We start from the raw sequence: 25,534 nt of genomic DNA, 5'->3' as shown, positions 1-25,534 counted from the left end.
GCTGCTCAAGAGCATGCGCGAGGATCTGCGCTGCGTGCAGGGCCGCGATCCGGCGGCGCGCAGCCTGTTCGAGGTCATGACCATCTATCCCGGCGTGCAGGCGGTGCTGCTGTACCGGCTCGCGCACAGCCTGTGGCGGCGCGGATGGCTGTACACGGCGCGCTGGCTGTCGTTCATCGCGCGCCTCATCACCAATGTCGACATCCATCCGGCGGCGCGCATCGGCCAGCGCTTCTTCATCGATCACGGTGCCGGCGTGGTGATCGGCGAGACCGCCGAGATCGGTGATGAGGTGACCCTGTATCACGGCGTGACCCTGGGCGGCACCACCTGGAATCCCGGCAAGCGTCATCCGACGCTGGGCGACGGCGTGGTGGTGGGCGCGGGCGCCAAGATTCTGGGGGCGATCACCGTGGGTGCCGGCGCGCGCGTGGCAGCCAACTCGGTGGTGATCGAAGACGTGCTGCCGGGCATGACCGTGGTCGGCATTCCCGGGCGCATGGTGCTGCCGCGCGAGCATCGCCGGCTCGCCGCGCCGGGCATCGATCTGGATCATCACCTGATGCCCGATCCGGTAGGCAAGGCCATTGCCTGTCTGCTGGAGCGCATCGGCGAACTGGAACACGAGGTGCTGCGCCTGAGCGGCAGCGTGGTGCCCAGTCAGCGGCACAGTGAAGTCAGCCAGTGCGCGGATTGCACGGATGCTTGCGCGGAAGGTGCGAGCAGCGCTGCGCCCTGGGCCAACCGCAGCGCCTGCAAGGGAAATCACCATGTCTGATCTGGACCAGCATCTGGCGCATCTCTCGGCGGCGGAGGAGTTCTTCAACTTCTTCGGCCTGCCGTTCGAGCAGTCGGTGCTCAACGTCAACCGCCTGCACATCCTCAAGCGCTTCAATCAGTACCTGCGCCAGCAAGGGCGTGGCGAGGCGCTGGACAGCGAGGCACGCGTCGAGCACTACCGCCAGCTGCTGCAGCGCGCCTACGCGGATTTCCTGCGCTCCACGCCGGCGCAGGAGAAGGTGTTCAAGGTGTTCCAGGATGCCGAGGGCAAGAGCATTTCCCTGGACACGCTCAAGGCCAGTCTGCGCGAGGCCAAGGACAAGCAGCCATGTCTCTGAGCCGCTGCACGCAAACCTTGCCCGCCGTCATTTACGCGTCCGCGGAAATGACCGGGAAGGCCGCGCGGATTTCATCTAAAAGATTGCTGGAGAGCTGAAGCGATGCACATCGTCGTCTGTATCAAGCAGGTTCCGGACTCGGCGCAGATCCGCGTGCATCCGGTCACCAATACCATCATGCGTCAGGGCGTGCCGGCCATCGTCAATCCTTATGACCTGTTCGCGCTGGAAGAGGCGCTGCGGCTCAAGGACAAGTTCGGCGGCCGCGTCACCGTGCTGTGCATGGGCCCGCCGCAGGCCGAGGATTCGCTGCGCAAGTGCGTGTCCTTCGGGGCCGACGATGCGATTCTGGTCACCGACCGCGCCTTCGCCGGTGCCGACACCCTGGCCACCTCCTACGCGCTGGCCTCGGCGGTGAAGCAGATCGGCAAGGAGCAGGCGGTGGACATGGTGTTCACCGGCAAGCAGACCGTGGACGGCGATACCGCGCAGGTGGGCCCTGGCATCGCCAAGCGTCTCGGCCTGCAGCTGCTCACCTATGTCTCGCGCATCGTCGAAGTGGATCTGGAAGGACGCAGCATCACCATCGAGCGCCGCGCCGAAGGCGGCGTGCAGGTCCTGAAGACCGCGCTGCCCTGCCTGATCACCATGCTGGAAAACACCAACACCATGCGCTTTGCGTCCATGCCGGCGATGATCCATGCCGCGCGTACCCAGGTCCGCAAGTGGAACAAGGACCAGGCCGGCATCGAAGACGTGGAGAAGATCGGCCTCAAGGGCTCGCCCACGGTGGTGAGCAAGGTCTTCGGTCCCACGCCGCGCAACGAGAAGGCCGAGATGCTGCTGGTGGAGGAGTCCTCGCTGCGCGATGTCTCGCTGAACCTGATCCAGCGCCTGTTCACCCGCCATCCCATCATCGAGCAGGAACTGCTCGAACGTCAGTCTGCCTAACGCACAAGGACGCCGCCATGAGTGAAACGCCGGCCCAGAAAGCCCCCGCCGCCCGCAGCGGGCGCAAGACCGAACTGCCCGAACACCTGAAGGCCTACAAGGGTGTCTGGGTGTTCCTCGAGCACGATCGCGGCCATGTGCATCAGGTGTCCTGGGAGCTGCTGGGTTCCGCCCGCAAGCTCGCCGACACGCTCGGCGCCGAAGTCGCCGGCGTGCTGATGGGCGGTCCGGACGAGCCGCTGGCGCAGTACGCGCAGGAAGCCTTCGGCTACGGCGCGGACCTCTGCTATGTGGTGCATGACCCGGTGCTCAAGGGCTATCGCAACGAGCCCTTCACCAAGGGCCTCACCGATCTGGTCAACCGCTTCCAGCCCGAGATCATGCTGCTGGGCGCCACCACCATGGGCCGCGATCTCGCCGGCTCGGTGGCCACCACGCTGCAGACCGGTCTCACCGCCGACTGCACGGAGCTGAACATCGATCCGGTCTCGCGCGCCCTGGCCGCGACGCGTCCCACCTTCGGCGGCTCGCTGCTGTGCACGATCATGACCCTGGCCTATCGCCCGCAGATGGCCACGGTGCGGCCGCGCGTGATGTCGATGCCGAAGAAGGAGGCGACGCGCAGCGGCCGCATCGTCGAGGTCGAGATCGGTTTCGAGGAATCCAGCATCGTCACCAAGCTGCTGGACTTCATTCCCGACGCCAGCAGCAACAAGATCAATCTCGCCTACGCCGACATCATCGTCTCCGGCGGCAAGGGCATGAAGAACGCCGACAACTTCCAGCTGATCTGGAATCTGGCGCGCGTGCTCGGCGCCGAAGTCGGCGCCAGCCGTCCGGTGGTGCAGGCGGGCTGGGTGGAAGCCGAGCGCCAGGTGGGCCAGACCGGCAAGACCGTGCGGCCCAAGCTCTACATCGCCTGCGGCATCTCGGGCGCGATCCAGCATCGCGTCGGCATGGAGAGCGCCGATGCCATCGTCGCCATCAACAACGACCCCAATGCGCCGATCTTCGATTTTGCGCATTACGGCATCGTCGGCAATGCCATGACCGTGCTGCCGGCGCTGACCGAAGCGTTCCGCTCCCATCTGGCCGTGCGCAGCCGCGCCGGCGCCGCCGCAGCCTGAAGGATCATCGCGATGAAAGAAAAATTTGACGTGATCGTGGTGGGCGCCGGCCCTGCCGGCAATGCCGCCGCCTATGTCGCCGCCAAGGGCGGCCTGTCCGTGCTGCAGATCGAGCGCGGCGAGTATCCGGGTTCCAAGAACGTGCAGGGCGCGATCCTGTACTCGGATGCCCTGGAGAAAATCATTCCGGATTTCCGCGATGAGGCGCCGCTGGAGCGGCACATCATCGAGCAGCGCCAGTGGGTGCTGAACGACGACTCCTTCATCGGCGCGCACTTCCGCTCCGATGCCTTCAACAAGGGGCCGGCCAACCGCTACACCATCATCCGCGCGCAGTTCGACAAATGGTTCGCCTCCAAGGTGCGCGAGGCCGGCGCCCTGCAGATCTGCGAAACCACCGTGCAGCATCTGATCAAGGATGGCGAGCAGGTGGTGGGCGTGCAGTGCGACCGCGAGCACGGCGATGTCTATGCCGACGTGGTGATTCTGGCCGACGGCGTGAACTCGGTGCTGGCGCGCAAGGCCGGCTTTCACGGCGAGATCGAGGCGCAGAACGTGGCGCTGGCGGTCAAGGAAATCCTGTTCATGCCGGAAGAGGTGATCCAGGAACGTTTCAACATCGGCGAGAACGAAGGCGTGGTGATCGAGATGCTCGGCACCATCACCGACGGCCTGATGGGCACCGGCTTTCTCTACACCAACAAGGAATCGCTGACCATCGGCGTGGGCTGCATGCTCTCCGACTTCAAGGCCAGCGAGAAGCGCACCTCGCCCTATGTGATGCTGGAGAAGATGAAGCAGCATCCGTCCATCGCGCCGCTGATTGCCGGCGGCGAGATGAAGGAATACTGCGCGCATCTGATTCCCGAAGGCGGTTATCGCGCCGTGCCCAAGGTGGCCGGCAACGGCTGGATGATCGTCGGCGACTCCGGCGGTTTCGTGAACGCCATGCATCGCGAAGGCTCGAACCTGGCGATGACCACCGGCCGCATGGCGGCCGAGTTGGTGATCGAAGCCAAGGCCGCGGGCCGGCAGATGACCGAGGCCACGCTCAAGGAATACACGCGCCGGCTCAAGGACAGCTTCGTGATGAAGGACCTGCACAAGTACCGCAACATGCCGGGCATCTTCCATCACAACAAGCAGTTCTTCACCGAGTATCCCGATCTGCTCACCGGTGCCGCGCGCCACATGCTGACCGTGGACGGCGTGGACAAGAAGACCAAGGAAAAGCAGGTCATGTCCAGTTTCCGCAAGACCCGCACACTGCCGGGTCTGTTCGGTGATGCATTCAAGGTCTGGAGGTCCGTGCGATGAACGCGCCTGTCGTCAATGTCGAAGAAAAGCTTTATCAGAACCGCTACCGCGTCGATCACGGCCGGCCGCACATCCAGATCAAGAACCCGCAGCACTGCCAGACCGAGTGCAAGTCGCAGGCCTGCACCTTCGTCTGCCCGGCCTCCTGCTACAAGGCCGAAGGCAATGGCGCGGTGACGCTGATCACCGACGGCTGCCTGGAATGCGGCAGCTGCCGCATCATCTGCACGGACAATGTGCAGTGGGAATATCCGCGCGGCGGACACGGAATTCTGTTCAAGTTTGGGTGAGACGTTTTGCGAGCGAAGCTCGCAAAACGTCGAACGCCACGCCATGGATGGCGTGGCCGGGGGTCAATCGAGAAGTGATGTCCCGCCATGGATGGCAGCGCAGGTGATCGTCAGATTTGCATTGCGAGCGAAGCTCGCAAAACGTCGAACGCCCGGCTTCTTGTCTCCCTCTCCCCCAGCTTGCTGGGGGAGAGGGTTGGGGTGAGGGGGTGGGCACTGGCAAAGAGCAGCATCGCTTGATCTGGCTGCGCGCCCTCTCACCCTCACCCTCTCCCCCATCGCGCTGCGATGGGGGAGAGGGAATTGTTCCGTATCAGTCACCAATCACCAGTCACCAATAACCGCCTTCAAAAAGCATGAACAACCTCCAGCTATTCCTCGCCCACGCCATCGAACTCGAACGCGAGGCCGCGCGTCGCTATGAGGACCTGGCCGAGGCCATGCGCAGTGCCGGCAATCGCGAGGTGCAGCGCTTCTTTGCGCAGATGGCGCAGTTCTCGCGCCGTCATCTGAAGGAAGCCATGCAGCGCGGTGGCTTTCATCAGCTGCCGCAGCTGGCGGCGGACGAGTGGCAGTGGCCCGAGGACTGCAGCCCGGAAACCGTGAAGTGGGAAGGCATGGATGCGCAGATCGACGCCGTGCAGGCGATGAATCTGGCGCTGGAGGCGGAGCGTCTGGGCTATGCCTATTACAAGGCCCTGGGCCTGAGCAGCAGCGATCCCGAGGTGCGGCGCATGGCGCAGGAGTTCGCCAGCGAGGAAGCCGATCACGTCGATCAGCTCGAAGCCTGGCAGGCGCGGCTGGCGGTGAGCTGAGATGTCGCGGATGACGGCCAGGCCGGCTGACCGCCGCCGCGCGGTGACATGAACCTGCTCACCGGCGAAGTCTCGCGCATGCTGTTCGGCGAGGGACGCCTGCCGGCCGTGGTGCGGCGCCTGCTGGAAGAGGCGCAGGCCGCGCCGCCCGCTCAGCGCGAGGCGCTGCTGTGGACGGCGCGGGCTTCGGCGCCGGACTCGCTGGCGGTCTACTACCTGCTCTACAAGCACTACGCCACGCAGGGCGAGGTGCTGGAAGCCGAGCGCGCGGCGCGCAAGGGACTGGCCGAGGCGGCGCGGCAGGCTGGCCTGGCGGCGGACTGGAAACGCGTGCTGATCACACAGGCGGATTTTGCGCAGCCCGGGCCGGCGCGCTTCTGGCTGTTCACGCTCAAGGCCCTGGCCTTTCTGCGCCTGCGTGCTGGCGGCGTGCACGAGGCGCGCGAGCTGCTGGCCAAGCTCAAGGAGCTGGATCCGCAGGACAGCGTGGGCGGTGATGTGGTGAAGGCGCTGGCCGAGGCCACGGCGCCGAAACGCCGACGCAAGATCTAGAGCGTCTTGCGCCTGGTCCCGGTCTTGCGGATGGCCGGTTTCGCGCTGCGCGGCTTTGCAGACTTCACTGCCGCGCTCGCCAGCGGGCTCACCATGCTGGTGGCTTCCTGACACCAGCGCACCACGCTTTCCTCGAACAGCACGCCCAGGCGCAGGCCCAGGTAATGCCCGCGTTTGCGGGCACTGAGTTTTTCAGGCACCGGATAGTGCGCCTGCATCACCTGCTGATAATGCGCCAGGCGTTGTTCGTGAAAATGCAGGCGCTTGCCGATCTCGTTCAGCAGCACGGCGGGGTCGGCGGTGCCGAGCGCGAACAGCTTGACCAGCAGTTCTTCCTTGTAGCTCGGCGGCTCCGTGGGCTCTTCGATCCAGGAGTGCAGGGCGTCTTCGCCCAGGGCCGTGAGCTGGTAGACGATGCGGTTGGGGCGCACGTCCTGCACCACGCGCTCGGCGCTGATCAGCCCGCTTTCGGCCAGTTTGTGCAGCTCCAGGTAGATCTGCTGATGGCTGGCTTTCCAGAAGTAGCCGACGGTCTGGTCGAAGCGCTTGGCGAGATCGTAGCCGGAGTGCGGCCGGTCGAGCAGTGACACCAGAATCGCATGTGCCAGCGCCACCGGCCGCTCCGTTTCAGGCCGCCGGACGCAGCAGGCGCTCGCGGGCCTGCTGGTATTCGCGCTGCAGGCGCGCCACCAGTTCAGCGGCGGAGAGCACCGACTTCACCGCGCCGATGCCCTGGCCGCAGCCCCAGATGTCCTTCCAGGCCTTGGCGTCGGTGTTGCCGCCGGAGCCGAAGTCCATCTTGCTGGGATCGGATTCCGGCAGATTGTCGGGGTCCATGCCGGCGGCGACGATGGAGGGCCGCAGATAATTGCCGTGCACGCCGGTGAAGAGATTGGAGTAGACGATGTCGTCGGCGCCGCAATCGACGATGCACTGCTTGTAGCGCTCGCTGGCATTGGCCTCGTGCGTGGCGATGAAGGCCGAGCCGATGTAGGCGAGGTCGGCGCCCATGGCCTGCGCGGCGAGAATCGAGCTGCCGTTGGCGATGGCGCCGGACAGCAGCAGCGGACCCTCAAACCATTCACGGATTTCCTGAATCAGCGGGAAGGGCGAGAGCCGCCCGGCATGACCACCGGCACCGGTGGCCACCGCGATCAGGCCGTCGGCGCCCTTCTCGACGGCCTTCTTCGCAAACTTGTTGTTGATGACGTCGTGCAGGGTGATGCCGCCGTAGGAATGCACGGCCTGGTTGACGTCCTCGCGCGCGCCCAGCGAGGTGATCACCACCGGCACCTTGTACTTCACGCACATCTCCAGATCGTGCTGCAGGCGATTGTTGGACTTGTGCACGATCTGGTTGACCGCGTAAGGCGCGGCCGGCGTGTCCGGATGCGCCTGGTTGTGACGGTCCAGCTCCTCGTTGATGCGCTGCAGCCAGGCTGCCAGCTGCTCGGCCGGGCGGGCATTGAGCGCCGGGAAGGAGCCCACCACGCCGGCCTTGCACTGGGCGATGACCAGATCCGGATTGGAGATGATGAACAGCGGCGAACCCACCACCGGCAGGCGCAGCTTGCCGCGCAGCACTTCAGGAAGAGCCATGACGATACTCGAATGAAAAAAGGTAGTGCGCAGCACTATAGGTGAAAGTTTTTCAATATGCAAAATATTGCATAGCCACAAGGCCGGGAACGCCCGGCCCCGAGCGGGCTGGCCGGGCTTTCGGCGGTCAGCCGCCTTCCTCGCTGCCGAAGCAGAGCGCGTAGTCGTCGCAGGCACCGCAGGAGGGCGCGCGGCAGACCTGGCCGGCGCGTTCGCAGAGCTGTTTGTAGAAGAAGGCCTTCCAGCGCATGTTGCCGGTATTGCGCCGCGCCAGGTTCGGGAAGTGCTGGTTCAGCAGTTGTGAAAGCACCGTGCGGTTGGGCAGCTGCAGGTCCTGCCAGAGGTGGTTGTCGAACAGGGAGGCGCTGGCGATGGCGCAGGCCAGATAGCGGCGGACGTCATCGGCCGGCGCCGCGGCTTCCAGCAGCAGGCGCAGCAGATCGTCGAATTCGGCCTGCAGTTCTTCGTCGTCCACCTGCGAAGGACTGATTGGTGCGAGATCGGGCGCAGCCCCTGGAAACAGAGTTTCCATCAAGCCTTGTCCATCGGCAGCTTGCAGGCCGCGCAGCCATTGCGTGCGCGGCAGGCCGTGAGCGATTGCAGTCGCAATGGTGCCGGCAATCGCCAGGCAGACGGAATTGTCGCGCTCGAACGCACCATCCAGCAGCGTGGCGGCGGTGCTGATGAGCGCGGCATGGGGGTTGGCGGACATGATGGGCACTCCTATGAAGCAAGGCGGCACTGGCATGGTGCCGCAACGAACATGCCGGAGCCGCGCGGATACGTGATTGCCGCAGTCCTGACTGATCCCGGCATCCGATAGCGGCTTTTGGAATGTTGATTGCTTGAAAGGACATATGAACCCAGCAACGAGCAAGGTGGCGACGAGGCGTAAATGCTTCGCGCAATTGACGCAGGTCAAGGTGCGCGTCAGCACGGTGACATGCGCAGTCCAGAACCGGAGCCAGGCATGAGCAGCTCGGCGCAGGTGGTGAGCCGTGATCACGTCGAACTGGTCACGGTCTATGAAATCGGCAAGCTGCTCAGTTCTTCGCTCGACATCGATCGCACCTTTCGGGTGGCGCTGAATGTCTTGTCGGTGCACATGGGCTTCAACCGCACCATGATCGTGCTTGCCCAGGAAGACGGCCTGCTGCGTCTGCATAGCGCATTGGGCATGACGCAGGAACAGATCCGCCGCGCGCAATGGGCGAGCGGCGAGGGTGTCACCGGACGCGTGTACGCGCGCGGTGTGCCCATCGTGGTGCCCGATATCTCGACGGAGCCGGCGTTTCTCGACCGCACCGGCGCCTTCGGCGGCGAAAGCGGCGGACGCAATGCCTTCATCGCAGTGCCGATCAAGACGCATGACGAAACCCTCGGCGTGCTGGTGGGTCAGCGCGTGGTGGGTGCCAATCTGCGTCTGAACGATGATCTGCGTCTGCTGACCATGGTGGCCGGCCTGATGGCGCAGGCCCTGGTGCTCAATCGCAACGTCACCGAGGAGCATGCGCGGCTGCGCGACGAGACGCGCCGTCTGCAGAAAGAGGTGCGGCGCCGTTACACCATCGACAATGTGGTGGGCGTGTCCAAGCCGATGCAGGAAGTCTTCGCCGAGGTCCACATGGTGGCGCCCTCGCGCTCCACGGTGCTGATCCGTGGCGAGAGCGGCACCGGCAAGGAGGCCATCGCCCGCGCCCTGCATTATCTCTCGCCGCGCAAGAGCGCCCCGTTCGTGACCGTGAACTGCGCGGCGCTGTCGGAGTCGCTGCTCGAATCCGAGCTCTTCGGCCACGAGAAGGGCGCCTTCACCGGCGCCAGCAGCGAGCGCAAGGGCCGCTTCGAGATGGCCAATGGCGGCACGCTGTTTCTCGATGAGATCGGCGATATCTCGCCGGCCTTCCAGGCCAAGCTGCTGCGCATCCTGCAGGAGCGCGAGTTCGAGCGCGTGGGTGGCAGCCGCCCGATCAAGGTCGATGTGCGCCTGGTCTGCGCCACCAATCGCAATCTGGAGGGCATGATCCGTCGCGGCGAATTCCGCGCCGACCTCTATTACCGCATCAACGTGGTCTCGATCTTCCTGCCGCCGCTGCGTGAGCGACGCGAGGACATTCCGCCCTTGGTGCAGCACTTCATCACCCGCTTCAATCGCGAGAACCGTCGCGAGCTGAAGATCAGCAAGGAAGCCATTGCCGTGCTGATGAACTGCTACTGGCCCGGCAATGTCCGCGAGCTGGAAAACTGCATCGAGCGCACGGCGACCATGACCCGTGGCGAGCTGATCGACGCGCCGAGCTTTCCCTGCCAGAACAGCCGCTGCCTGACGCAGATGCTGCACCATGTGGACAAGGAGGATGCGGTGGCGGCGGTCGCCGAGCGCGCGGTGCCCAGCATCAGCGTGCCGATTCCGCCGGTGCCCAAGCGCGTGAGCAGCGAGCCGCCGCCGGAGAACGAGGAGCCTTTGCAGGTCGGTCCCACGGCCCATCTGCCGAACGTGCCGGAACGTCAGTTCGGCAACGAGGCGCCGCCGCAGGATCAGCGCGAACGCCTGATCTGGGCGCTGGAACAGTGCGGCTGGGTACAGGCCAAGGCCGCGCGCCTGCTGCGCGTGACGCCGCGGCAGCTGGCCTATGCGCTGCAGAAATACAACATCGAGGTGCGCAAGTTTTAAAGGCTGTGCGCGCCATGAAAAATCCGGATGGATATGAGCGACGATCTTTTTTCGCTGTCGCTGGCGCGACGCACGCAGCGTGAGGAGCTGGGCAATCACCAGCGGCTGCGCTGGCTGCAGCGCGCCACGCAGGTGGACGTGCTGCCGGTGCGGCGCGAAGACACCGAGTCGGCGCAGCGCGCGGTGCGCGAACTCAACAATCTGGGCAGCGAGCCGCTGGCGGAATGGATCGCCGGGGATATCGGCGGCGGCATCCGCCTGACGCCGCGCGGCCGGCGTCTGTCGGTGGCCTTGCTGGTGATGCAGCAGGCCGAGGCCCGTCTGCTCAAGCAGCTGGGCGGCAGTTTTGCCGATGATCTGCGTCTGCTGGACCGCGTCACGGTGCGCACCAGCGCGCGCAATCAGTTCTTCGCGCGCGTGGAGGCCATCGGCGGCGAGGCCTTGCAGGAGGAGATCGTGCTGCGTCTGCGCGGCGAGCTGCGCCTGCACGCGATGCTGACGCGCAGCAGCGTGGAAGCGCTGGAGCTGAAGCCCGGCAGCGAGGTGGTGGCGCTGGTCAAGGCGCCGGCGCTACGCGTGCTGCAACCCGGGGAATCCGATCCGCGAGGGCGTGATGCGGCGCTGATTCTGAACCGGCTTGAAGGCGTGGTCCGGGCCCTGTGCAGCGATGAGCACTACGTGGAGCTCATGGTGGATCTCGGACACGGTCTCACGGCGGTCGCGGCCTCGCCGCTGGCGGTGTCGCGGGGGCTGGCCTGTGGTGAGCGTGTGATTCTGAGTTTTTCGGCGTCCGATGTGATTCTCGGCGTGCCTGGTTAGAAGCAGGTGGGCTTAGTGTGATGCTCGATCTATTGGCTTCTTCCACCGCCCTTCGGCGGCGGAGTCCGCGAAGCCTCCCCCGTAGGTCGCTTCGCTCTTTGCTTGTGCAAAGAAAAGGAACCAAAAGAAAGCACACCCCGGCTCCGGCGCCCGCTACGCGGGTCCCTGAGCTGTGCAACGTGCTCGGGGCCGTTGCGGACACGCCATCCATGGCGTGGCCGCAACTGAGCCGCCCTTCCTGGGCGGCTCTCCCCTGCGCTCGCCGCACAGCTCAGCGCCAGAGACGGGGACCCCGAAGTCAAAAGCCACAGCAGCTTCGAGCGATGAGCGTCGCTTTGCTGTTGCTTTGGCTTTGCTTTTAAACCCCCTTTGCCTCGCACCGAGCAGCGCAGCGAGCGCAGTGGGAGAGCCGGACACGAAGTCCGGCTCAGTTGCAGTCGCGCCAGGGATGGCGCGTCTGCAACGGCCCCGAGCACGCGAGCAGCGCAGGCTGCCGGCGCCGCGTCAGCGGCGACGGATGCGAGGCGTAGGGCGTGCTTTCTCTTGGGTACTTCTCTTTGCACGAGCAAAGAGAAGTACCTCGGGCGCCGAAGGCGCACGAAACGAGGGCCAGATCGAGCAAAAAACCCAGAAGCAACAGCAAAACCATGGCGGCTTACGGCGCTCACGCGCCTAAGCAACAACAGCAGGGCCAGACAGCTTACAGCACTGGTGCGCGCAAGCCGCCAGACGAGCTACAGCATGAATAAAAAGCGCCGCTTGCTTTACTTGCCGACGATGACGTCGGAAGACTTGATGATCGCCGTGACCTCATCGCCCACCTTCAGCGCCAGATCATCGGCGGCATCGTTGGTGATGGAGGAGGTGAGGTGAATGCCGTTGCCGACGTCGATGCGGACTGTGGTGGTCACGGCGCCGCGGTTGAGCTTTTCGACTTTGCCCTTGAGGGCGTTTCGCGCGCTGAGCTTCATGGTGAAAAGGCTCCCGTTGTTGTTACGACTGGAATGCAAAACCCTAAGCCGAAATCCGCCGCGCAGCCATGATATGGATCAAGAAGCCAAGGCGGCATTGTTATTGCACCCGGCGTTCCCGTGCTTCGTCAATGGAAGGAAATCCACCAATGCCGCTTTACGATTATCACTGCCCGAGCTGTGAGCAGAATTGCGAACTCCTGATCAGCGGCGATGCCAAACCGGTGTGTCCGAATTGCGGTGGCCGCAAGCTGCAGAAACTGCTCTCTGCGCCGGCGGCGCCCGGACGCGCCAAGGCCATCGTCCAGCGTGCGCGCAAGCAGGCCGCGCGCGAAGGGCATTTCAGTCATTACTCGAAGAAGGAACGTTCGCGCATCTAACAGGGTGATGCAAAACTCGTTTTGTATCGCCCTGTACTTGGCACAGGGATGTGCCAACGACAATCAGGCGTTGCAAGCGATTGATTGTCGGGAGCGGAGAAAAGTCACGCCTTTTCGAAGCGACATGCAAAAGTGCAGGAATGCACTTTTGCATCAACTTGCTAATCCGTTCGCGATGTCGCGATTGTCCGGAAGCCGACACAGGTGCCATGGAAACAAAATGAAATAAAACAAGAACAAGGACGCTGGCACGGCCTTCGCAAAGCAAGCCCTGAAGGGCCGCGAGACGGCCGGAATCAAGCCAGGGGATTGTGCCGATGTCTGCCAGTGCCAAGAGTTCGTCCACCTACATCTCGCTGGACTCGCTGCTCAAGAGCGGCCGTGCACAGAGCGAGCCCAGCAGCAGTGGCTGCTCCAGCAGCGGTGGCTCCGGAAAATCCAGTTGCGGTTCGGCGGCGGGTCCGGACGATATGCCGGCGCATATCTGGGAGAAGGTCAAGAACCATCCCTGCTATTCCGAGGAAGCGCATCACCATTACGCGCGCATGCATGTGGCGGTGGCGCCGGCCTGCAACATCCAGTGCAATTACTGCAATCGCAAGTACGACTGCAGCAATGAGTCGCGCCCCGGCGTGGTCTCGCAGAAGCTCACGCCCGAGCAGGCGGTGAAGAAGGTGTTGGCGGTGGCCAGCGCGATTCCGCAGATGACGGTGCTGGGCATCGCCGGCCCTGGCGATGCGCTGGCCAATCCGGCCAAGACCTTCAAGACGTTCCAGTTGCTGCAGGAACAGGCGCCGGACATCAAGCTCTGCCTGTCCACCAATGGTCTGGCGCTGCCGGAGATGGTGGACGAGATCGCCAAGTACAACGTCGATCATGTGACCATCACCATCAACATGATCGATCCGGAAGTGGGCGAGCGCATCTATCCCTGGATCTTCTATCAGCACAAGCGTTGGACCGGCCGTGACGCGGCGAAGATTCTCACCGAACGGCAGCTCGAAGGTCTGGAAAAGCTCAGTGCCAAGGGCATTCTCACCAAGATCAACTCGGTGCTGATTCCCGGCGTCAACGACGAGCACCTGCTCGAAGTCAATCGCGCGGTGAAGGCGCGCGGCGCCTTCCTGCACAACATCATGCCGCTGATTTCGGAAGCCGAGCACGGCACCTACTTTGGTTTGAACGGTCAGCGCGGCCCCAGCGCGCAGGAGCTCAAGGCCGTGCAGGACGCCTGCGCCGGCGGCGCCAATCTGATGCGCCACTGCCGCCAGTGCCGCGCCGACGCCGTGGGTTTGCTCGGCGAGGATCGCAGCGACGAGTTCACGCTCGACAAGATCGAGCAGATGGAAGTGGTCTACGACCTGGACAAGCGTCGCGAGTATCAGCAGAGCGTGGAGCGTGAGCGCCAGGCGCAGCACGCCGCCAAGCTCGAAGCCGTGGCTGCGGCGCCGGCCGACGAGGACATCAAGCTGCTGCTGGCCGTGGCCACGCAGGGCCAGGGCCGCGTCAACCAGCACTTCGGGCATGCCACGGAATTCCAGATCTACGAAGTCAGCGGCCGCGAGGCGGTGTTCGTGGGCCATCGCCGCGTGGATCTGTACTGCCAGGGCGGCTACGGCGAGGACGAGCAGCTGCCGTCCATCGTCAACGCGATCAATGACTGCCATGCGGTGCTGGTGGCCAAGATCGGCGCCTGCCCGCGTGACGAACTGCTCGCCGCCGGCATCGAGCCGGTGGATGCCTATGCGCATGAGTTCATCGAGAAGGCCGCGCTGTCCTGGTTTGCCGACTACCGCGCGCGCATCGCGCGCGGCGAGATCAGCCATCAGCCGCGCGGCGACGCCCGCATCCGTCAGGGCGCTTACACCGCCGCCGCCTGATTGTTCCCTCACCCCCATAACGCCACCAGGAGAAACCCATGGCCCTGAAAATCGTCTCTTCCATGTGCACCGCCTGCTCCGCCTGCGAGGCGGAGTGCCCCAATGTCGCGATCCGCGAGAAGGGCGGCACCTACATCATCGATCCGAAGAAGTGCACCGAGTGCGAAGGTCATTTCGACGCGCCGCAGTGCATCGCGGTCTGCCCGGTGCCGGGCTGCATCAAGAAGGCCTGAGCGCGCCATGACGCAATTCACCGTGACCCCGGCGGCGGCGCGCTTCATCGCTCGCATGATCCGCTTTGGTGGCCAGGGCGCCCAGGCGGGTTTCCGCCTCTGCGTCTCGGCCGGCGGCTGCTCGGGCTTCAATTCCGAGTTCAGCGTCGAGGCCGCGCCCAGGCCCGGCGATCAGGCTTTCGAGCAGGCCGGTGTGCGCCTGTTCCTGCCGGCGGAAAGCCGCCTGCTGCTGGAAGGCGTGACCATCGACTTCTCCGAGTCGGCCACGCACAGCGGCCTGAGCTTCTTCGATCCCAAGGCCAGCGGCTGTGGCTGCTCCAGCAGTGCGGCCAAGCATGAAGACTCGGGTCTGACGCAGATCCAGGTCTGAAGAGCGATGAGCGCCGCTACGATGGATTTCGAAGACGCACTGCTGGCCGGCGAACTGCCGACGGCGGTCAGCGACTGTCTGGAAGAAGCCGGCCGCCTGCGCTCGGCGCAGCCGGAGCGTGCGCATCGTCTGCTGCTCAAGGCGCAGCGCATGGCACCGCGTCATCCCGCGCCGCTGATCGCCCTGTACCGCTTCTACTTCTACGGGCATCAGCTGGAGCGCGCGCGCTTCGTGGCCGAGGATGCGCTGCGTCTGGGCGCGCAGTGGCTGGGTCTGCCGGAATACTGGCAGGACGTGCCGGCGCGCGCCTTTGCCGACACCCGCTTCGATCCGGTGGCGCGCTTCTATCTGTTCGCGCTCAAGGGCTATGCCTATCTGAGTCTGCGTCTGGATGAGATCGAGACCGCCGAGCCGGCGCTGCAGCTGCTGGCGGCGCTGGACCCGCAGGATGGCGTCGGCGCGGGTCTGCTGCGGCAGGTGCTGGCGCGCCGCGGCAGCGAGCAGGATGAAGAGGCGGCGGAGCTGCCGGCGTGAAGGCGCAAGCGCCCAGCGATCCCGAGGCGCCCGAGGCCCTGGACTGGCAGGGGCGGGTGCTGGACTGCGCGGCCTGCCGCGACGGTGTCGCGCAGGGCCTGCGTTGCCAGGCGGGACATGCCTGCGTGCATGATCGCTATGCGCGGCGCGTGGATCGTTACTTCCAGTTCAATCCCGAGCAGGCCAACCGTCTGCTCCGGCATCCGTATTTCGAGGTGCGCGCGATTGCCGCGCGCCATGCCAGTGTCTTTCGCCTGAGCGAGCTGATGCACGATGCCGACGAGACCGTGCGTCTGTCGGTGGCGCTGCGCCTGCCGCAGGCGCAGCTGAGGAAGCTGATGAACGATCCGCATCGCGAGGTGCGCATTCGGGTGGCGATGCGTCTGTCGCCCGCCGAGCTGCCGCTGATGTGCAGTGATCCGGATTACTACGTGCGCCTGCTGGTGGCGCGGCGTCTGCCGCCGGCGCTGCTGATCCGCATGCTGCGTGATCCGGATCGCGAGGTGCGCTGCGCGGTGGCGGACCGGCTCGATGCCGCCGAGCTGCATCTGCTCGCCGACGATGTCGAGATCGCGGTGCGCCAGCGGGTCGCCGAGCGCGCCGGCGCCGCGCTGCTGGAATCTCTGGCGCAAGACGGCGCCTGGGAAGTGCGGCGCCTGGTGGCGCTGCGTGCCGATGCGGCGCTGGCCGGCCGTCTGCTCGAAGACGAGGAGGCCGAGGTGGTGGCCGCTGCGCGCGAGCGGCTGCAGGAACTGGGCCGCGAACAGACGGAGCGCTGCTATGGCTGATATCCGTCGCGATGATGATGTGGTGGAACTCTCGCTGCCGCCGCGCTACGAGTACGGCGAGCGCGTGGTCAGCCGCAATGTCATCCGCAACGATGGCACTTTTCCCGGCCGCGAGGTCGGCGACCTGCTGGTGAGTCGCGGCGAGATCGGCTATGTGCGCTCCATCGGCACCTTCCTGCAGCAGTACTACATCTACGAAGTGGAATTCATCGCCAGCGGCCATCGCGTGGGCATGCGCGCCAAGGAGCTGATGAGCCTGGACGATCTGCCCGAGGAAGTGTTGGCGACCCTCAGCGAACAGCAGCGTGCGCAGCTGCGCGGCATCGGCCGTGGTGGCGTGGAGAGCCTGACATGATTGGACCGCGTGAACCGCGTTATCAATGGGGTCAGCGTGTCGCCGCGCTGGTGGATCTGTACAACGATGGTGGTTTTCCCGAGCGTGAACCCGAAGCGCTGCTGGTCAGCATCGGCGAGGCCGGCGAGATCGTGCAGATCGGCCAGCATGAGCAGAGCCAGACGCCGATCTATCTGGTCGAGTTTGCCGCCGGCGTGATCGGCTGCCTGGAAGAGGAGATCGCACCGCTGGCGATGCGCGAGACGGCGGTGCCGCGCGGATGAATGCCGTCGCCGCCAGCGTGCCCTTCGAACCGCCAACGGTCGATCTCACGCAGCGGCGTATCGAGCGGGCGCTGCGCAAGCGCGAGCGCTATCGCTATGTGCAGCCCGAGGTGCAGGTTCTGGACGGCGGCTGGTGCGTGCGCAGTCCCTGCTGCTCGCGGCGCGTGGATGCGCAGGGCGGGGTGATTGATATCGCCTGGCTGTTGCCGCTGAGCGCCGCCTGCTGGCGCCTGCACGCCCGCGAGCATGAGCAGGCGCGCTGGCGTGCGGTGGCCGAGGGATCGCTCGATCAGCTGCTGGCGCATCTGGTGAACGATCCCCTGCACGAGTTCTGGATTTAGGTGCCGGCCATGATCTATTTGGACAACAACGCCAGCACCCGACCCGCACCGGAAGTGCTGGCGGCGATGACGCAGTGCCAACAGAACCACTGGGCCAACCCGGCCGCCAGGCACGCCGCCGGTCAGGCCGCGAGCCGGCTGCTGGAGCAGGCGCGTGCGCAGCTCGCGCAGCTGCTGAATGGGAAACCACGGCAAGTGGTGTTCACCAGCGGTGCCACCGAGGCCAATGTGCAGGTCCTGCACGGCCTGACGCCGCGCGACGCCGGGGGCGAGCCGCCGCTGCTGCTGATGAGCGGCATCGAACACGCGGCGTTTTTGAAAGCCGCGCAGCTGCGCGAGGCGCAGGGTCTGCTGCGTCTGCAGCTGCTGCCGGTCGATGCGCAAGGTCGGGTCTCGCTGGACGCCGCGCAGGCGCTGATCCGGCCCGGCGTGCAGCTGGTCTCGGTGATGGCGGCCAACAATGAGACCGGCGTGCTGCAGCCCATCGCCGAGATCGCGGCGCTGTGCCGCGCCGCCGGCGCCTTGCTGCATGTGGATGCCACGCAGATCGTCGGCCGCCTGCCGTTTGATTTCACCGGCAGCGGTGCCGATCTGGCCTCGCTGTCGGCGCACAAGCTGCATGGGCCCAAGGGCATCGGCGCGCTGCTGCTGCGCGAGAACCTGGCCTGGCCGGCGCTGCTGCCGGGCGCGCAGGAACGCGGCCGGCGCGGCGGCACCGCGAACCTGCCGGCCATCGTCGGCTTCGGCGTCGCCGCGCAGCTGGCCGGGCAGAACCTGTCCGAAGCGGCGCTGCGGCAGGCGCATCTGCGTGATGCCTTCGAGGCGCAGCTGGCGGCGCGCCTGCCGCTGCGCGTGTTCGGCGCCGACGTGCCGCGCCTGCCCAATACCAGCTGTCTGCGCATCGGCGCGCTGCATGCCGACGCCGTGCTCGGCCGCCTGGAGCGCGGCGGTCTGATCGCCGCCAGCGGCGCCGCCTGCAGCAGCGGCGGCCAGCAGGCCTCGCATGTGCTGCGCGCGATGAACGTGGCGGAAGCCGAAGCACAGGGCGCGCTGCGCTTTTCGCTGTCGCGCGACACCAGCGCGGAGGACATTGCCGCCGCGCTGCAGATCATGGGCGAGGCGCTGGCGCCGCTGGCGCAGGCCGCCTGACTTGACTGCCTCTCCTACAGATTTTTCACGAACCCCGGTAAGCCCCGCATGAAAGTGATGATCCGCAAATCCGCCGACGGCAGTCTCTCGGCCTATGTCCCGAAGAAGGATCTGGAGGAGCCCATTGTCGCCATGCAGAACCCCGGGATCTGGGGCGGCACGGTGACCCTGGCCAACGGCTGGCAGCTGGAGCTGCCGGCGCTGGCCGCCGACACGCGCCTGCCGATCACGGTGGAAGCACGCAAGCTGAGCGGCGAATGAGCCTCAGCGCGCCGAAGTTGCAGCGCATCGCCGCGCTGGTGGATGAGGCCCTCGATCTGCGTGGCGCCGCCGCCGCGGTGCGCGGCGAATTTCCCGAGCTACGGGCCCAGGTGGTGGACGCGCTGGACGTGCGCGACGAGCAGCCGGCCTTCACCGTGGGCACGCGTCGCGTGTACCTGGTGGCCTGTGATGGGCATTGCTGGCAGCTGACGCGCGATCCGCAGCGCGCCGGCGGCGTGCTGCTGGCACAGGCCTGAGGACGATTGCGCATGGATCAGGAATTCCTCTCGCTGTCGCAGCCGGACATCAGCGAGCGCGAGCTGGCGCTGGTGGGCGCGGCCCTGCAGTCGGGCGAGCTGTCCTCGGCGGGTCTGGTGGAAGCTTTCGAGACGCGCTTCGCCGCCTGGTGCGGCCGCAAGCAGGCGGTGGCGATGTCCAGCGGCACGCAGGCCCTGCTGGCGGCGCTGCGCGCGCTGCCGCTGCAGCCGGGCGATGAGCTGATCGTGCCGTCCTACTCCTGGCATCAGCTCGCGCACGCGGTGACGCTCTGCGGGCTCACGCCGGTGCCGGCCGATATCGACTACTGGTGCGGCTGTCTGGCGCCGGCGCGCGTGGCCGAGCGCATCACGCCGCGCACCCGTGCGCTGCTGGTCACCAACGTCAACGGCCATCCGGCCGACTGGCCGGCGCTGCGCGCGCTGGCCGATGCGCATCAGCTGATTCTGATCGAGGACTGCAGCGAGTCGCTGGGCTCGCGCGCTTATGGCGCCGCCGTCGGCAGCTTCGGGGATTTTGCGATCTTCGATTTCTCGCAGCCAGGTGCGCTGTGCTGTGGCGAGGGCGCGATGCTGGTCTGTGACGATGCGCATCTGGCCACCGAGGTCCGCTATCGTCGTGCACGGCGGCTGGCCGAGCGCCAGTCGGTCTCGGTGGGTTCCCGCGTGCCGCAGCAGTGCGGCATCAGCGAACTCACTGCGGCCCTGGGGCTGGCGCAGCTGGAGCGCATCGACACGATCCTGGCGCGGCGCCGGCAGGTGGAGCTCTGGTATTACCAGGAGATGCAGAGCTTCGAGGGCGTGAAGCCGCCGTATCGGGCGCCGGAGGTGGAGTCCTTGAACTGGATGCTGTACGTGGTGCATCTGGGCAAGCGTTTCACCGCCAGCGCGCGCACGCAGATCATCGAGGATCTGCAGGCGGCGGGCATCGAGTGCGCGGCTTATTCGCAGCCGCTGACCGCCGAGTTTCATTATCAGCAGCTGGGCTTCAAGCGCGGCCTGCTGATCAACACCGACCGCATCGCAGACCGCGCCCTGGCCTTGCCGTTTCATGGCGGCATGGATGAGGACGTGGTGAAGTTTGTGGTGAAGTCCTTGAAGGATGCGTGCACCAATGTCGGGGCCGGTGCCGCCATTTATCTCTGAGCTGCCGGCCGGCACGGCAGCCCACCACCCAGCCCCAATCGTAGGGCGGGTCAGGCGCGTGAGCGCCGTAACCCGCCGGGCTTTGCTGTTGGTTGCTTCGTGTTGTTCTCGATCTGACCTTGGTTTCGTGCGCCCTTCGGCGCCCGAGGTACTTCTCTTTGCTCGTGCAAAGAGAAGTACCCAAGAGAAAACACGCCCTACGCCTCGCATCCGGCGCCGCTGTCGCGGCACCGGCAGCCTGCGCTGCTCGCGTGCTCGGGGCCGTTGCAGACGCGCCATCCCTGGCGCGGCTGCAACTGAGCCGGACTTCCTGTCCGGCTCTCCCACTGCGCTCGCTGCGCTGCTCGGTGCGAGGCAAAGGGGGGTAGGTCACAAGCCACAGCAAAGCACAGCGCAGCGACGCTTCGTGCTCGAAGCTGCTGTTGCTTTTGATGTTGGGGTCCCCGTCTCTGGCGCTGAGCTGTGCGGCGAGCGCAGGGGAGAGCTGCCCAGGATGGGCAGCTCAGTTGCAGCCACGCCAGGGATGGCGTGTCTGCAACGGCCCCGAGCACGTTGCACAGCTCAGGCACCGGCGAAGCCGGCGCCAGAGCCGGGGTGTGCTTTCTCTTGCTTACTTCTCTTTGCACAAGCAAAGAGAAGTGAGTCGTCCGCCGAAGGGCGGACGAATGAGGCAATGAATCGAGAGACAAATCCGGCAACAAACAGCACAAGCAAAGCGGCGGGTTACGGCGCTCACGCGCCTAACCCGCCCTACGGGTCAACAGACTTGGCGCCGTACCTTTCACTTTCGGAGATCATCGATATGAACCCCTTCACCGAGCTCGCTGCCGCACTCGCCGCCAAGCGCCTCATCCCCTACCTCGGCCCTGGCCTGCTCGAACTCTGCCCCGACTACGCCGTGCCCGCCACGCCACAGGCGCTGGTGCAGAAGCTCACGGCGAAAAGTCCGGTGCCGGGCAAGATCCGCAACAACCTCACGCGCAGCGCGCAGTTCATCGAGAACTTCAAGCATCGCAAGACGCTGGTGGCGCTGATGAACGAGGCCTTCGCCGCCGCACCCGCCTGCTCGCCGCTGCATGAGGCCCTGGCGAAGCTGCAGCTGCCCTTGATCGTCGATGCCTGGTACGACGATGCCAGCCTCACGGCGTTTACGCGTCTCGCGGGCGAAAGCTGGATTCAGATTCAGGGACTGTCGCAGTCCGAACACTTCGGACAGTGGTGCGGTGCTTATGACGCACGAGGCACTGGCATCGCAATGCCGGCGCAGGGCCAGAGCCTGCTCTACAAGCCCCTGGGTGGCCACGCGCCGGCCGGCAATTATCTGGTCTCGGATACCGACTTCGTGGAAGTGCTCACCGAGATCGACATCCAGACGCCGATTCCCGCGCCGGTGCAGCAGCTGCGCGCCGGCCGCAGCTTCCTGTTTCTCGGCTGCCGCTTCGACGATCAGCTGTACCGCGCCTTCGCGCGGCAGATCATGAAGCGCTCCTCGCAGCGCCACTGGGCGGTACTGCCAGAGGCACCGACGCGCATGGAAGCGCGCTTTCTGGCCGAGCAGAACATCGAACGCATCGCCATGCCGCTGGCCGAATTCGCCGAACGCTTCATGGCACTGAGCGCGCCCTCGGCGGCGGCGGCCTGACAAATACGCTGTAAGAAACGCGACATTCGTCCGGCAGGCACATGGCGAGTCAATAAATCTCTTTGCAATCAACGCCTGCTGCGCTGGCACAGGCGTTGCGTGAGCTCTCTCATTCGGGACAGCAGACAGGCAAGGAGATCAGCGCCATGTGGGAGTACTCGGAGAAGGTCAAGGACTATTTCTTCAACCCCAAGAACGCCGGTGTGTTGGAAAACGCCGACGGGGTGGGGGATGTGGGCGCCATCGCCTGCGGCGATGCACTGCGCCTGGCGATCAAGGTCGATCCGGCCACTGAGGTCATCACCGATGCACGCTTCCAGACCTTCGGCTGCGGCTCGGCCATCGCCTCGTCATCGGCGCTCACCGAGCTGATCATCGGCAAGACCATCGCCGAGGCGATGAGCATCACCAACCAGGACATCGCCGATTTTCTCGGCGGCCTGCCGCCGGAGAAGATGCACTGCTCGGTGATGGGTTACGAGGCCTTGCGCGCGGCCGTGGCCAATTACAAGGGCGAGGCCTGGGTGGATGATCACGAGGACGGCGCGCTGATCTGCAAATGCTTCGGCATCGACGAGGGCTATATCGAGCGCACGGTGCGCGCCAACAAGCTCACCAGCGTCGAACAGATCACGCATTACACCAAGGCCGCCGGCAGTTGCGGCACCTGCACCGAAGGCATCGAGGAAGTGCTGCACAAGGTCAATGCCGCGATGGTGAGCGAAGGCCTGCTCAGCGCCGATGAAGCCTTCGATCCCGCCACCGCGATCCGCCCGGTGCGCAAGAACAAGACCAAGACCTCGCCGCTGGCGCCGCAGGGCGCGCCGGCACCCAAGGCGCCGCTGACCACCTTGCAGAAGATCCGGCTGATCGAGAAAGCCATCGCCGATCTGCGTCCGTATCTGCAGCAGGATGGCGGCGACTGCGAGCTGGTGGATGTGGAAGACAACAAGGTCTACGTGCGGCTCTCCGGCGCCTGCGTGAGCTGCCAGATGTCCAGCGTCACCATCAGCGGCGTGCAGGAGCGCCTGATCGAAGCGCTGGGCTTCCCGCTGCGCGTGATTCCGGTGCCCGCCGGCGCCACGGCCTGCGCCTGAGGCTCCCGCCCATGTCCGCCGCGCCGATTTACTTCGACAACAACGCCACCACCCGCGTCGATCCACGCGTGCTGGAGGCGATGCTTCCCTTCTTCAGCGAGCAGTTCGGCAATGCCTCGTCCATGCACGCCTTCGGCGCGCAGGTGGGCGGCGCGCTCAAGCGCGCGCGCGAGCAGGTGCAGGAACTGCTCGGTGCCGAGTTCGATCACGAGATCGTGTTCACCGGGGGTGGCACCGAATCCGACAACACCGCGATTCTCTCGGCTCTGGAAACCCAGACCGGCCGCAACGAGATCATCACCTCGGCGGTCGAGCATCCGGCGGTGCTGGCGCTCTGCGACTGGCTGCAGAAGACGCGCGGCGTGAAGGTGCATCGCATCGGCGTGGATGCCAAGGGCCGGCTCGATCTCGATGCCTATCGCAAGGCCCTGGGGCCGAAGACCGCCATCGCCTCGATCATGTGGGCGAACAACGAGACCGGCACCCTCTTCCCCGTGGAGCAGCTGGCCGAACTCGCCCATGAGGCCGGCGTGCTGTTCCACACCGACGCGGTGCAGGCGGTGGGCAAGATCCCGCTGGACCTGAAGAACAGCGAGATCGATTTTCTCTCGCTCTCCGCGCACAAGCTGCACGGTCCCAAGGGCATCGGCGCGCTGTACGTGCGCCGTGGCGTGCGCCTGCGGCCGCTGATCCGGGGCGGTCATCAGGAGCGCGGCCGTCGCGCCGGCACCGAGAATGCGCCGGCCATCGTCGGCCTGGGCAAGGCCGCCGAGCTGGCCCTGCAATACATGCCCGAGGAACTGGGACGCGTGCGCGAGCTGCGCGACCGCCTGGAGCAGGGCATCGTCGCGCGCATCCCGCGCTGCCTGGTCAATGGCGACATCAGCCAGCGCCTGCCCAATACCAGCAACATCGCTTTCGAGTTCATCGAGGGCGAGGCGATCCTGCTGCTGATGAACCAGCACGGCATCGCCGCGTCCTCGGGTTCGGCCTGCACCTCGGGCTCGCTGGAGCCCTCGCATGTGTTGCGGGCCATGAACATTCCGTACACAGCGGCGCATGGCTCCACGCGCTTCTCGCTGTCGCGCGAGAACACGCAGGAGGAAGTGGATCGCGTGCTGGCGGTGATGCCCGGCATCATCGCGCGGCTGCGCGAACTGTCCCCGTTCTGGCAGGACGACGCGCCGGCGTCCGCCGAATTCAAGCCGAGCTACGCATGAACATGAGCGCCCAGAACCTGTCCATCTCCTTGCCTGTCAGCGGCTGCAGCTTCGCCGAAAACGAGCTGAAGGCCGACTTGTTCTGGCGCTACGGTCCGCAGCTGCCCGCGCAGCTGCAGACCCTGATGTTCGGCTACATCAGCCGCAAGCTGCGCGGCTGTGCCGCCAACTGTGATTGCGCGGCCTATTCAACAGATGCGGCGCGCGAGCTGTGCCGCTCGCACATCCGCCATCTGATGGGCCAGTTCACCGCCTGGACGCCGCTGGACGGGGACTGAGCATGCCCCCGGCGCTGCGCGCCGCCGAACTGGAGCGTCTGCTCGATGAGGATCTGCCGCATGGCGATCTGAGCACGGAGCTGCTGGGCATCGGCGCGCAAGCGGCGCAGATGCAATTCGCGGCGCGTGGTGCGTACTGCGTGGCAGGAGTGGAGGCGGCCGTCGAGCTGTTGCAGCATCTGGGCCTGAGCGTGGCAGCGCAGGTATGCAGCGGTGAGTGCTTGCGCGATGGTCAGTTGATTCTGCAGGCCAGCGGTCGCGCCGATGCGGCCTTTGCCGGCTGGAAGCTGGCGCAGAACCTGATCGAATGGCTGTCGGGAATCGCACACTGCACACGGCAGATGCTGAGCGCCGCACGCGCAGTGCAGCCTGGCGCGGTGCTGGCCTGCACCCGCAAGACCATGCCGCTGACGCGGCGCCTGGCCGCCGAGGCGGTGCGCGCCGGCGGCGGCAGTCTGCATCGCCTGAGTCTGTCGGAAACCATTCTGCTGTTTCCGGAACATCGCCGCTTCACCGGTGATGCGCTGGATCTGCCGGCGCTGGTGCGGACTGTGCGCGCGAAGGCGCCGGAGCGCTGCATCGTGATCGAGGTGACGAATCATGATGAGGCCTTGCGTGCGGCGCAGGCGGGCGCGGATGTGTTGCAGCTGGAGAAGTTCAGTGTCGAGGCGGTGTCGCGACTGAGCGCGGTGCTGGGAGGCAAGGGGCCGCGGCTGGCGGCGGCAGGTGGTGTGACGTTGCACAACATCGCTTCGTATGCAGCGGCGGGCGCCAGCCTCCTGGTCAGCTCCGCGCCATACGCCGCACCGCCGCGTGAAGTGGCGGTGCTTCTGCAACCGGCCTGAACCAAACCGCAGGCGCCCAACCGTAGGGCGGGTTAGGCGCGATAGCGCCGTAACCCGCCGTGGCTTTGCTGTTCTTTGCTGGTCTGTTCTCTGCCGGGCCTTTCTCTCGATCTAGCCTTGGTTTCGTGCGCCCTTCGGCGCCCGAGGTACTTCTCTTTGCTCGTGCAAAGAGAAGTACCCAAGAGAAAACACGCCCTACGCCTCGCATCCGTCGCCGCTGTCGCGGCGCCGGAAGCCTGCGCTGCTC

The 25,534-nt window shown here is 65.7% G+C and carries 32 protein-coding genes; 28 read left to right on the top strand and 4 right to left on the bottom strand.

Annotated elements, in window-relative coordinates; all coding sequences use genetic code 11:
- Nucleotides 1–13 precede the first annotated feature (13 nt).
- The 8 genes from cysE to BMY12_RS13405 all read left to right on the top strand — a co-directional run bounded on the left by cysE (nucleotide 14) and on the right by BMY12_RS13405 (nucleotide 6,170).
- Nucleotides 14–778, top strand: a complete 765-nt coding sequence (cysE, locus tag BMY12_RS13440) for a serine O-acetyltransferase (RefSeq protein WP_436278865.1) — start codon at nucleotides 14–16, stop codon at nucleotides 776–778.
- Nucleotides 771–1,118, top strand: coding sequence for a nitrogenase-stabilizing/protective protein NifW (gene nifW, locus BMY12_RS13435; RefSeq protein WP_093287144.1), 348 nt, complete (start codon nucleotides 771–773; stop codon nucleotides 1,116–1,118). The genes cysE and nifW overlap by 8 nt, the downstream gene beginning before the upstream one ends.
- 102 nt (nucleotides 1,119–1,220) lie before the next feature.
- Nucleotides 1,221–2,069, top strand: coding sequence for an electron transfer flavoprotein subunit beta/FixA family protein (locus tag BMY12_RS13430; RefSeq protein ID WP_093287141.1), 849 nt, complete (start codon nucleotides 1,221–1,223; stop codon nucleotides 2,067–2,069).
- A gap of 17 nt (nucleotides 2,070–2,086) precedes the next feature.
- Nucleotides 2,087–3,196 (top strand): electron transfer flavoprotein subunit alpha/FixB family protein, encoded by a 1,110-nt coding sequence (locus BMY12_RS13425; RefSeq protein WP_093287138.1) that lies wholly within the window; start codon nucleotides 2,087–2,089, stop codon nucleotides 3,194–3,196.
- 12 nt (nucleotides 3,197–3,208) lie between these two features.
- Nucleotides 3,209–4,513, top strand: a complete 1,305-nt coding sequence (locus tag BMY12_RS13420) for an FAD-dependent oxidoreductase (RefSeq protein ID WP_093287135.1) — start codon at nucleotides 3,209–3,211, stop codon at nucleotides 4,511–4,513.
- Complete coding sequence (locus BMY12_RS13415; RefSeq protein ID WP_093287132.1) at nucleotides 4,510–4,803, top strand: ferredoxin family protein; 294 nt, start codon at nucleotides 4,510–4,512, stop codon at nucleotides 4,801–4,803. Before BMY12_RS13420 ends, BMY12_RS13415 begins: the two co-directional genes overlap by 4 nt.
- Before the next feature lie 356 nt (nucleotides 4,804–5,159).
- Nucleotides 5,160–5,618: a ferritin-like domain-containing protein gene (locus BMY12_RS13410; RefSeq protein ID WP_093287130.1), complete on the top strand. Its 459-nt coding sequence runs from the start codon at nucleotides 5,160–5,162 to the stop codon at nucleotides 5,616–5,618.
- Nucleotides 5,619–5,666: 48 nt separating this feature from the next.
- Nucleotides 5,667–6,170: a hypothetical protein gene (locus BMY12_RS13405; RefSeq protein ID WP_093287127.1), complete on the top strand. Its 504-nt coding sequence runs from the start codon at nucleotides 5,667–5,669 to the stop codon at nucleotides 6,168–6,170.
- Here BMY12_RS13405 and BMY12_RS13400 read toward each other — a convergent pair.
- The 3 genes from BMY12_RS13400 to BMY12_RS13390 form a co-directional block, all read right to left on the bottom strand.
- Nucleotides 6,167–6,784 (bottom strand): PadR family transcriptional regulator, encoded by a 618-nt coding sequence (locus BMY12_RS13400; RefSeq protein ID WP_093287124.1) that lies wholly within the window; start codon nucleotides 6,782–6,784, stop codon nucleotides 6,167–6,169. The two genes, BMY12_RS13405 and BMY12_RS13400, sit on opposite strands and share 4 nt — an antisense overlap.
- Nucleotides 6,785–6,797: 13 nt before the next feature.
- Nucleotides 6,798–7,769: an NAD(P)H-dependent flavin oxidoreductase gene (locus BMY12_RS13395; RefSeq protein WP_093287121.1), complete on the bottom strand. Its 972-nt coding sequence runs from the start codon at nucleotides 7,767–7,769 to the stop codon at nucleotides 6,798–6,800.
- A gap of 127 nt (nucleotides 7,770–7,896) precedes the next feature.
- A complete protein-coding gene (locus BMY12_RS13390; protein WP_093287119.1) occupies nucleotides 7,897–8,481 on the bottom strand; it encodes a nitrogen fixation protein NifQ in 585 nt (194 codons plus the stop codon).
- A 258-nt stretch (nucleotides 8,482–8,739) separates the two neighbouring features.
- Here BMY12_RS13390 and nifA point away from each other — a divergent pair, with 258 nt between their 5' ends.
- Nucleotides 8,740–10,440: a nif-specific transcriptional activator NifA gene (gene nifA, locus BMY12_RS13385; protein WP_093287116.1), complete on the top strand. Its 1,701-nt coding sequence runs from the start codon at nucleotides 8,740–8,742 to the stop codon at nucleotides 10,438–10,440.
- A 33-nt stretch (nucleotides 10,441–10,473) separates the two neighbouring features.
- Nucleotides 10,474–11,259: a TOBE domain-containing protein gene (locus BMY12_RS13380; RefSeq protein WP_177188993.1), complete on the top strand. Its 786-nt coding sequence runs from the start codon at nucleotides 10,474–10,476 to the stop codon at nucleotides 11,257–11,259.
- A 764-nt stretch (nucleotides 11,260–12,023) separates the two neighbouring features.
- Here the strand turns inward: BMY12_RS13380 and BMY12_RS13375 are convergent.
- Nucleotides 12,024–12,230 carry a TOBE domain-containing protein gene (locus tag BMY12_RS13375; protein WP_093287112.1) on the bottom strand — a complete coding sequence of 69 codons (207 nt, stop codon included), beginning with the start codon at nucleotides 12,228–12,230 and terminating at the stop codon, nucleotides 12,024–12,026.
- 149 nt (nucleotides 12,231–12,379) lie between these two features.
- Between BMY12_RS13375 and BMY12_RS13370 the strand changes: the two genes are divergently transcribed.
- The 18 genes from BMY12_RS13370 (at nucleotide 12,380) to modD (ending at nucleotide 25,287) form a co-directional block, all read left to right on the top strand.
- The gene (locus BMY12_RS13370) at nucleotides 12,380–12,610 is read left to right on the top strand and encodes an FmdB family zinc ribbon protein (RefSeq protein ID WP_093287110.1); all 231 of its coding nucleotides are present in this window, start codon (nucleotides 12,380–12,382) and stop codon (nucleotides 12,608–12,610) included.
- A 317-nt stretch (nucleotides 12,611–12,927) separates the two neighbouring features.
- Nucleotides 12,928–14,490, top strand: coding sequence for a nitrogenase cofactor biosynthesis protein NifB (gene nifB, locus BMY12_RS13365; protein WP_093287107.1), 1,563 nt, complete (start codon nucleotides 12,928–12,930; stop codon nucleotides 14,488–14,490).
- Between the two features lie 38 nt (nucleotides 14,491–14,528).
- Nucleotides 14,529–14,723 carry a 4Fe-4S binding protein gene (locus tag BMY12_RS13360; RefSeq protein ID WP_093287105.1) on the top strand — a complete coding sequence of 65 codons (195 nt, stop codon included), beginning with the start codon at nucleotides 14,529–14,531 and terminating at the stop codon, nucleotides 14,721–14,723.
- Nucleotides 14,724–14,730: 7 nt separating this feature from the next.
- Nucleotides 14,731–15,093 (top strand): HesB/IscA family protein, encoded by a 363-nt coding sequence (locus BMY12_RS13355; protein WP_093287102.1) that lies wholly within the window; start codon nucleotides 14,731–14,733, stop codon nucleotides 15,091–15,093.
- A gap of 6 nt (nucleotides 15,094–15,099) precedes the next feature.
- Nucleotides 15,100–15,627 (top strand): hypothetical protein, encoded by a 528-nt coding sequence (locus BMY12_RS13350; RefSeq protein ID WP_093287098.1) that lies wholly within the window; start codon nucleotides 15,100–15,102, stop codon nucleotides 15,625–15,627.
- Entirely contained in the window at nucleotides 15,624–16,415 is a 792-nt protein-coding gene (locus tag BMY12_RS13345; protein ID WP_093287096.1) for a 4Fe4S-binding leucine-rich repeat protein, read from the top strand. Before BMY12_RS13350 ends, BMY12_RS13345 begins: the two co-directional genes overlap by 4 nt.
- Complete coding sequence (locus BMY12_RS13340) at nucleotides 16,408–16,770, top strand: nitrogen fixation protein NifZ (RefSeq protein ID WP_093287093.1); 363 nt, start codon at nucleotides 16,408–16,410, stop codon at nucleotides 16,768–16,770. Before BMY12_RS13345 ends, BMY12_RS13340 begins: the two co-directional genes overlap by 8 nt.
- Entirely contained in the window at nucleotides 16,767–17,033 is a 267-nt protein-coding gene (locus tag BMY12_RS13335; RefSeq protein ID WP_093287090.1) for a nitrogen fixation protein NifZ, read from the top strand. Before BMY12_RS13340 ends, BMY12_RS13335 begins: the two co-directional genes overlap by 4 nt.
- Nucleotides 17,030–17,374 carry a DUF3024 domain-containing protein gene (locus BMY12_RS13330; protein ID WP_093287088.1) on the top strand — a complete coding sequence of 115 codons (345 nt, stop codon included), beginning with the start codon at nucleotides 17,030–17,032 and terminating at the stop codon, nucleotides 17,372–17,374. Before BMY12_RS13335 ends, BMY12_RS13330 begins: the two co-directional genes overlap by 4 nt.
- 9 nt (nucleotides 17,375–17,383) lie before the next feature.
- Entirely contained in the window at nucleotides 17,384–18,523 is a 1,140-nt protein-coding gene (locus BMY12_RS13325) for a cysteine desulfurase family protein (RefSeq protein WP_093287085.1), read from the top strand.
- A 48-nt stretch (nucleotides 18,524–18,571) separates the two neighbouring features.
- Nucleotides 18,572–18,784 (top strand): putative nitrogen fixation protein NifT, encoded by a 213-nt coding sequence (gene nifT / locus BMY12_RS13320; RefSeq protein ID WP_093287083.1) that lies wholly within the window; start codon nucleotides 18,572–18,574, stop codon nucleotides 18,782–18,784.
- Entirely contained in the window at nucleotides 18,781–19,041 is a 261-nt protein-coding gene (locus BMY12_RS13315) for a DUF6129 family protein (protein ID WP_093287080.1), read from the top strand. Before nifT ends, BMY12_RS13315 begins: the two co-directional genes overlap by 4 nt.
- Before the next feature lie 12 nt (nucleotides 19,042–19,053).
- Nucleotides 19,054–20,205 carry a DegT/DnrJ/EryC1/StrS family aminotransferase gene (locus tag BMY12_RS13310; protein WP_093287076.1) on the top strand — a complete coding sequence of 384 codons (1,152 nt, stop codon included), beginning with the start codon at nucleotides 19,054–19,056 and terminating at the stop codon, nucleotides 20,203–20,205.
- An 802-nt stretch (nucleotides 20,206–21,007) separates the two neighbouring features.
- Complete coding sequence (locus tag BMY12_RS13305; RefSeq protein ID WP_093287073.1) at nucleotides 21,008–21,847, top strand: SIR2 family protein; 840 nt, start codon at nucleotides 21,008–21,010, stop codon at nucleotides 21,845–21,847.
- 146 nt (nucleotides 21,848–21,993) lie between these two features.
- Nucleotides 21,994–22,944 (top strand): Fe-S cluster assembly protein NifU, encoded by a 951-nt coding sequence (gene nifU / locus BMY12_RS13300; protein ID WP_093287070.1) that lies wholly within the window; start codon nucleotides 21,994–21,996, stop codon nucleotides 22,942–22,944.
- A gap of 11 nt (nucleotides 22,945–22,955) precedes the next feature.
- A complete protein-coding gene (gene nifS / locus BMY12_RS13295) occupies nucleotides 22,956–24,164 on the top strand; it encodes a cysteine desulfurase NifS (RefSeq protein WP_093287068.1) in 1,209 nt (402 codons plus the stop codon).
- Nucleotides 24,161–24,442 (top strand): hypothetical protein, encoded by a 282-nt coding sequence (locus BMY12_RS13290; protein WP_093287065.1) that lies wholly within the window; start codon nucleotides 24,161–24,163, stop codon nucleotides 24,440–24,442. The genes nifS and BMY12_RS13290 overlap by 4 nt, the downstream gene beginning before the upstream one ends.
- A 2-nt stretch (nucleotides 24,443–24,444) precedes the next feature.
- Nucleotides 24,445–25,287 carry a ModD protein gene (modD, locus tag BMY12_RS13285; protein ID WP_093287063.1) on the top strand — a complete coding sequence of 281 codons (843 nt, stop codon included), beginning with the start codon at nucleotides 24,445–24,447 and terminating at the stop codon, nucleotides 25,285–25,287.
- The last annotated feature ends 247 nt before the right edge of the window (nucleotides 25,288–25,534 follow it).

The sequence above is a fragment of the Solimonas aquatica genome (assembly GCF_900111015.1).
Lineage (GTDB): Bacteria > Pseudomonadota > Gammaproteobacteria > Nevskiales > Nevskiaceae > Solimonas > Solimonas aquatica.
Note: the sequence above shows the minus strand (reverse complement) of the source record. Positions and strands in the feature narration are given on the sequence as shown.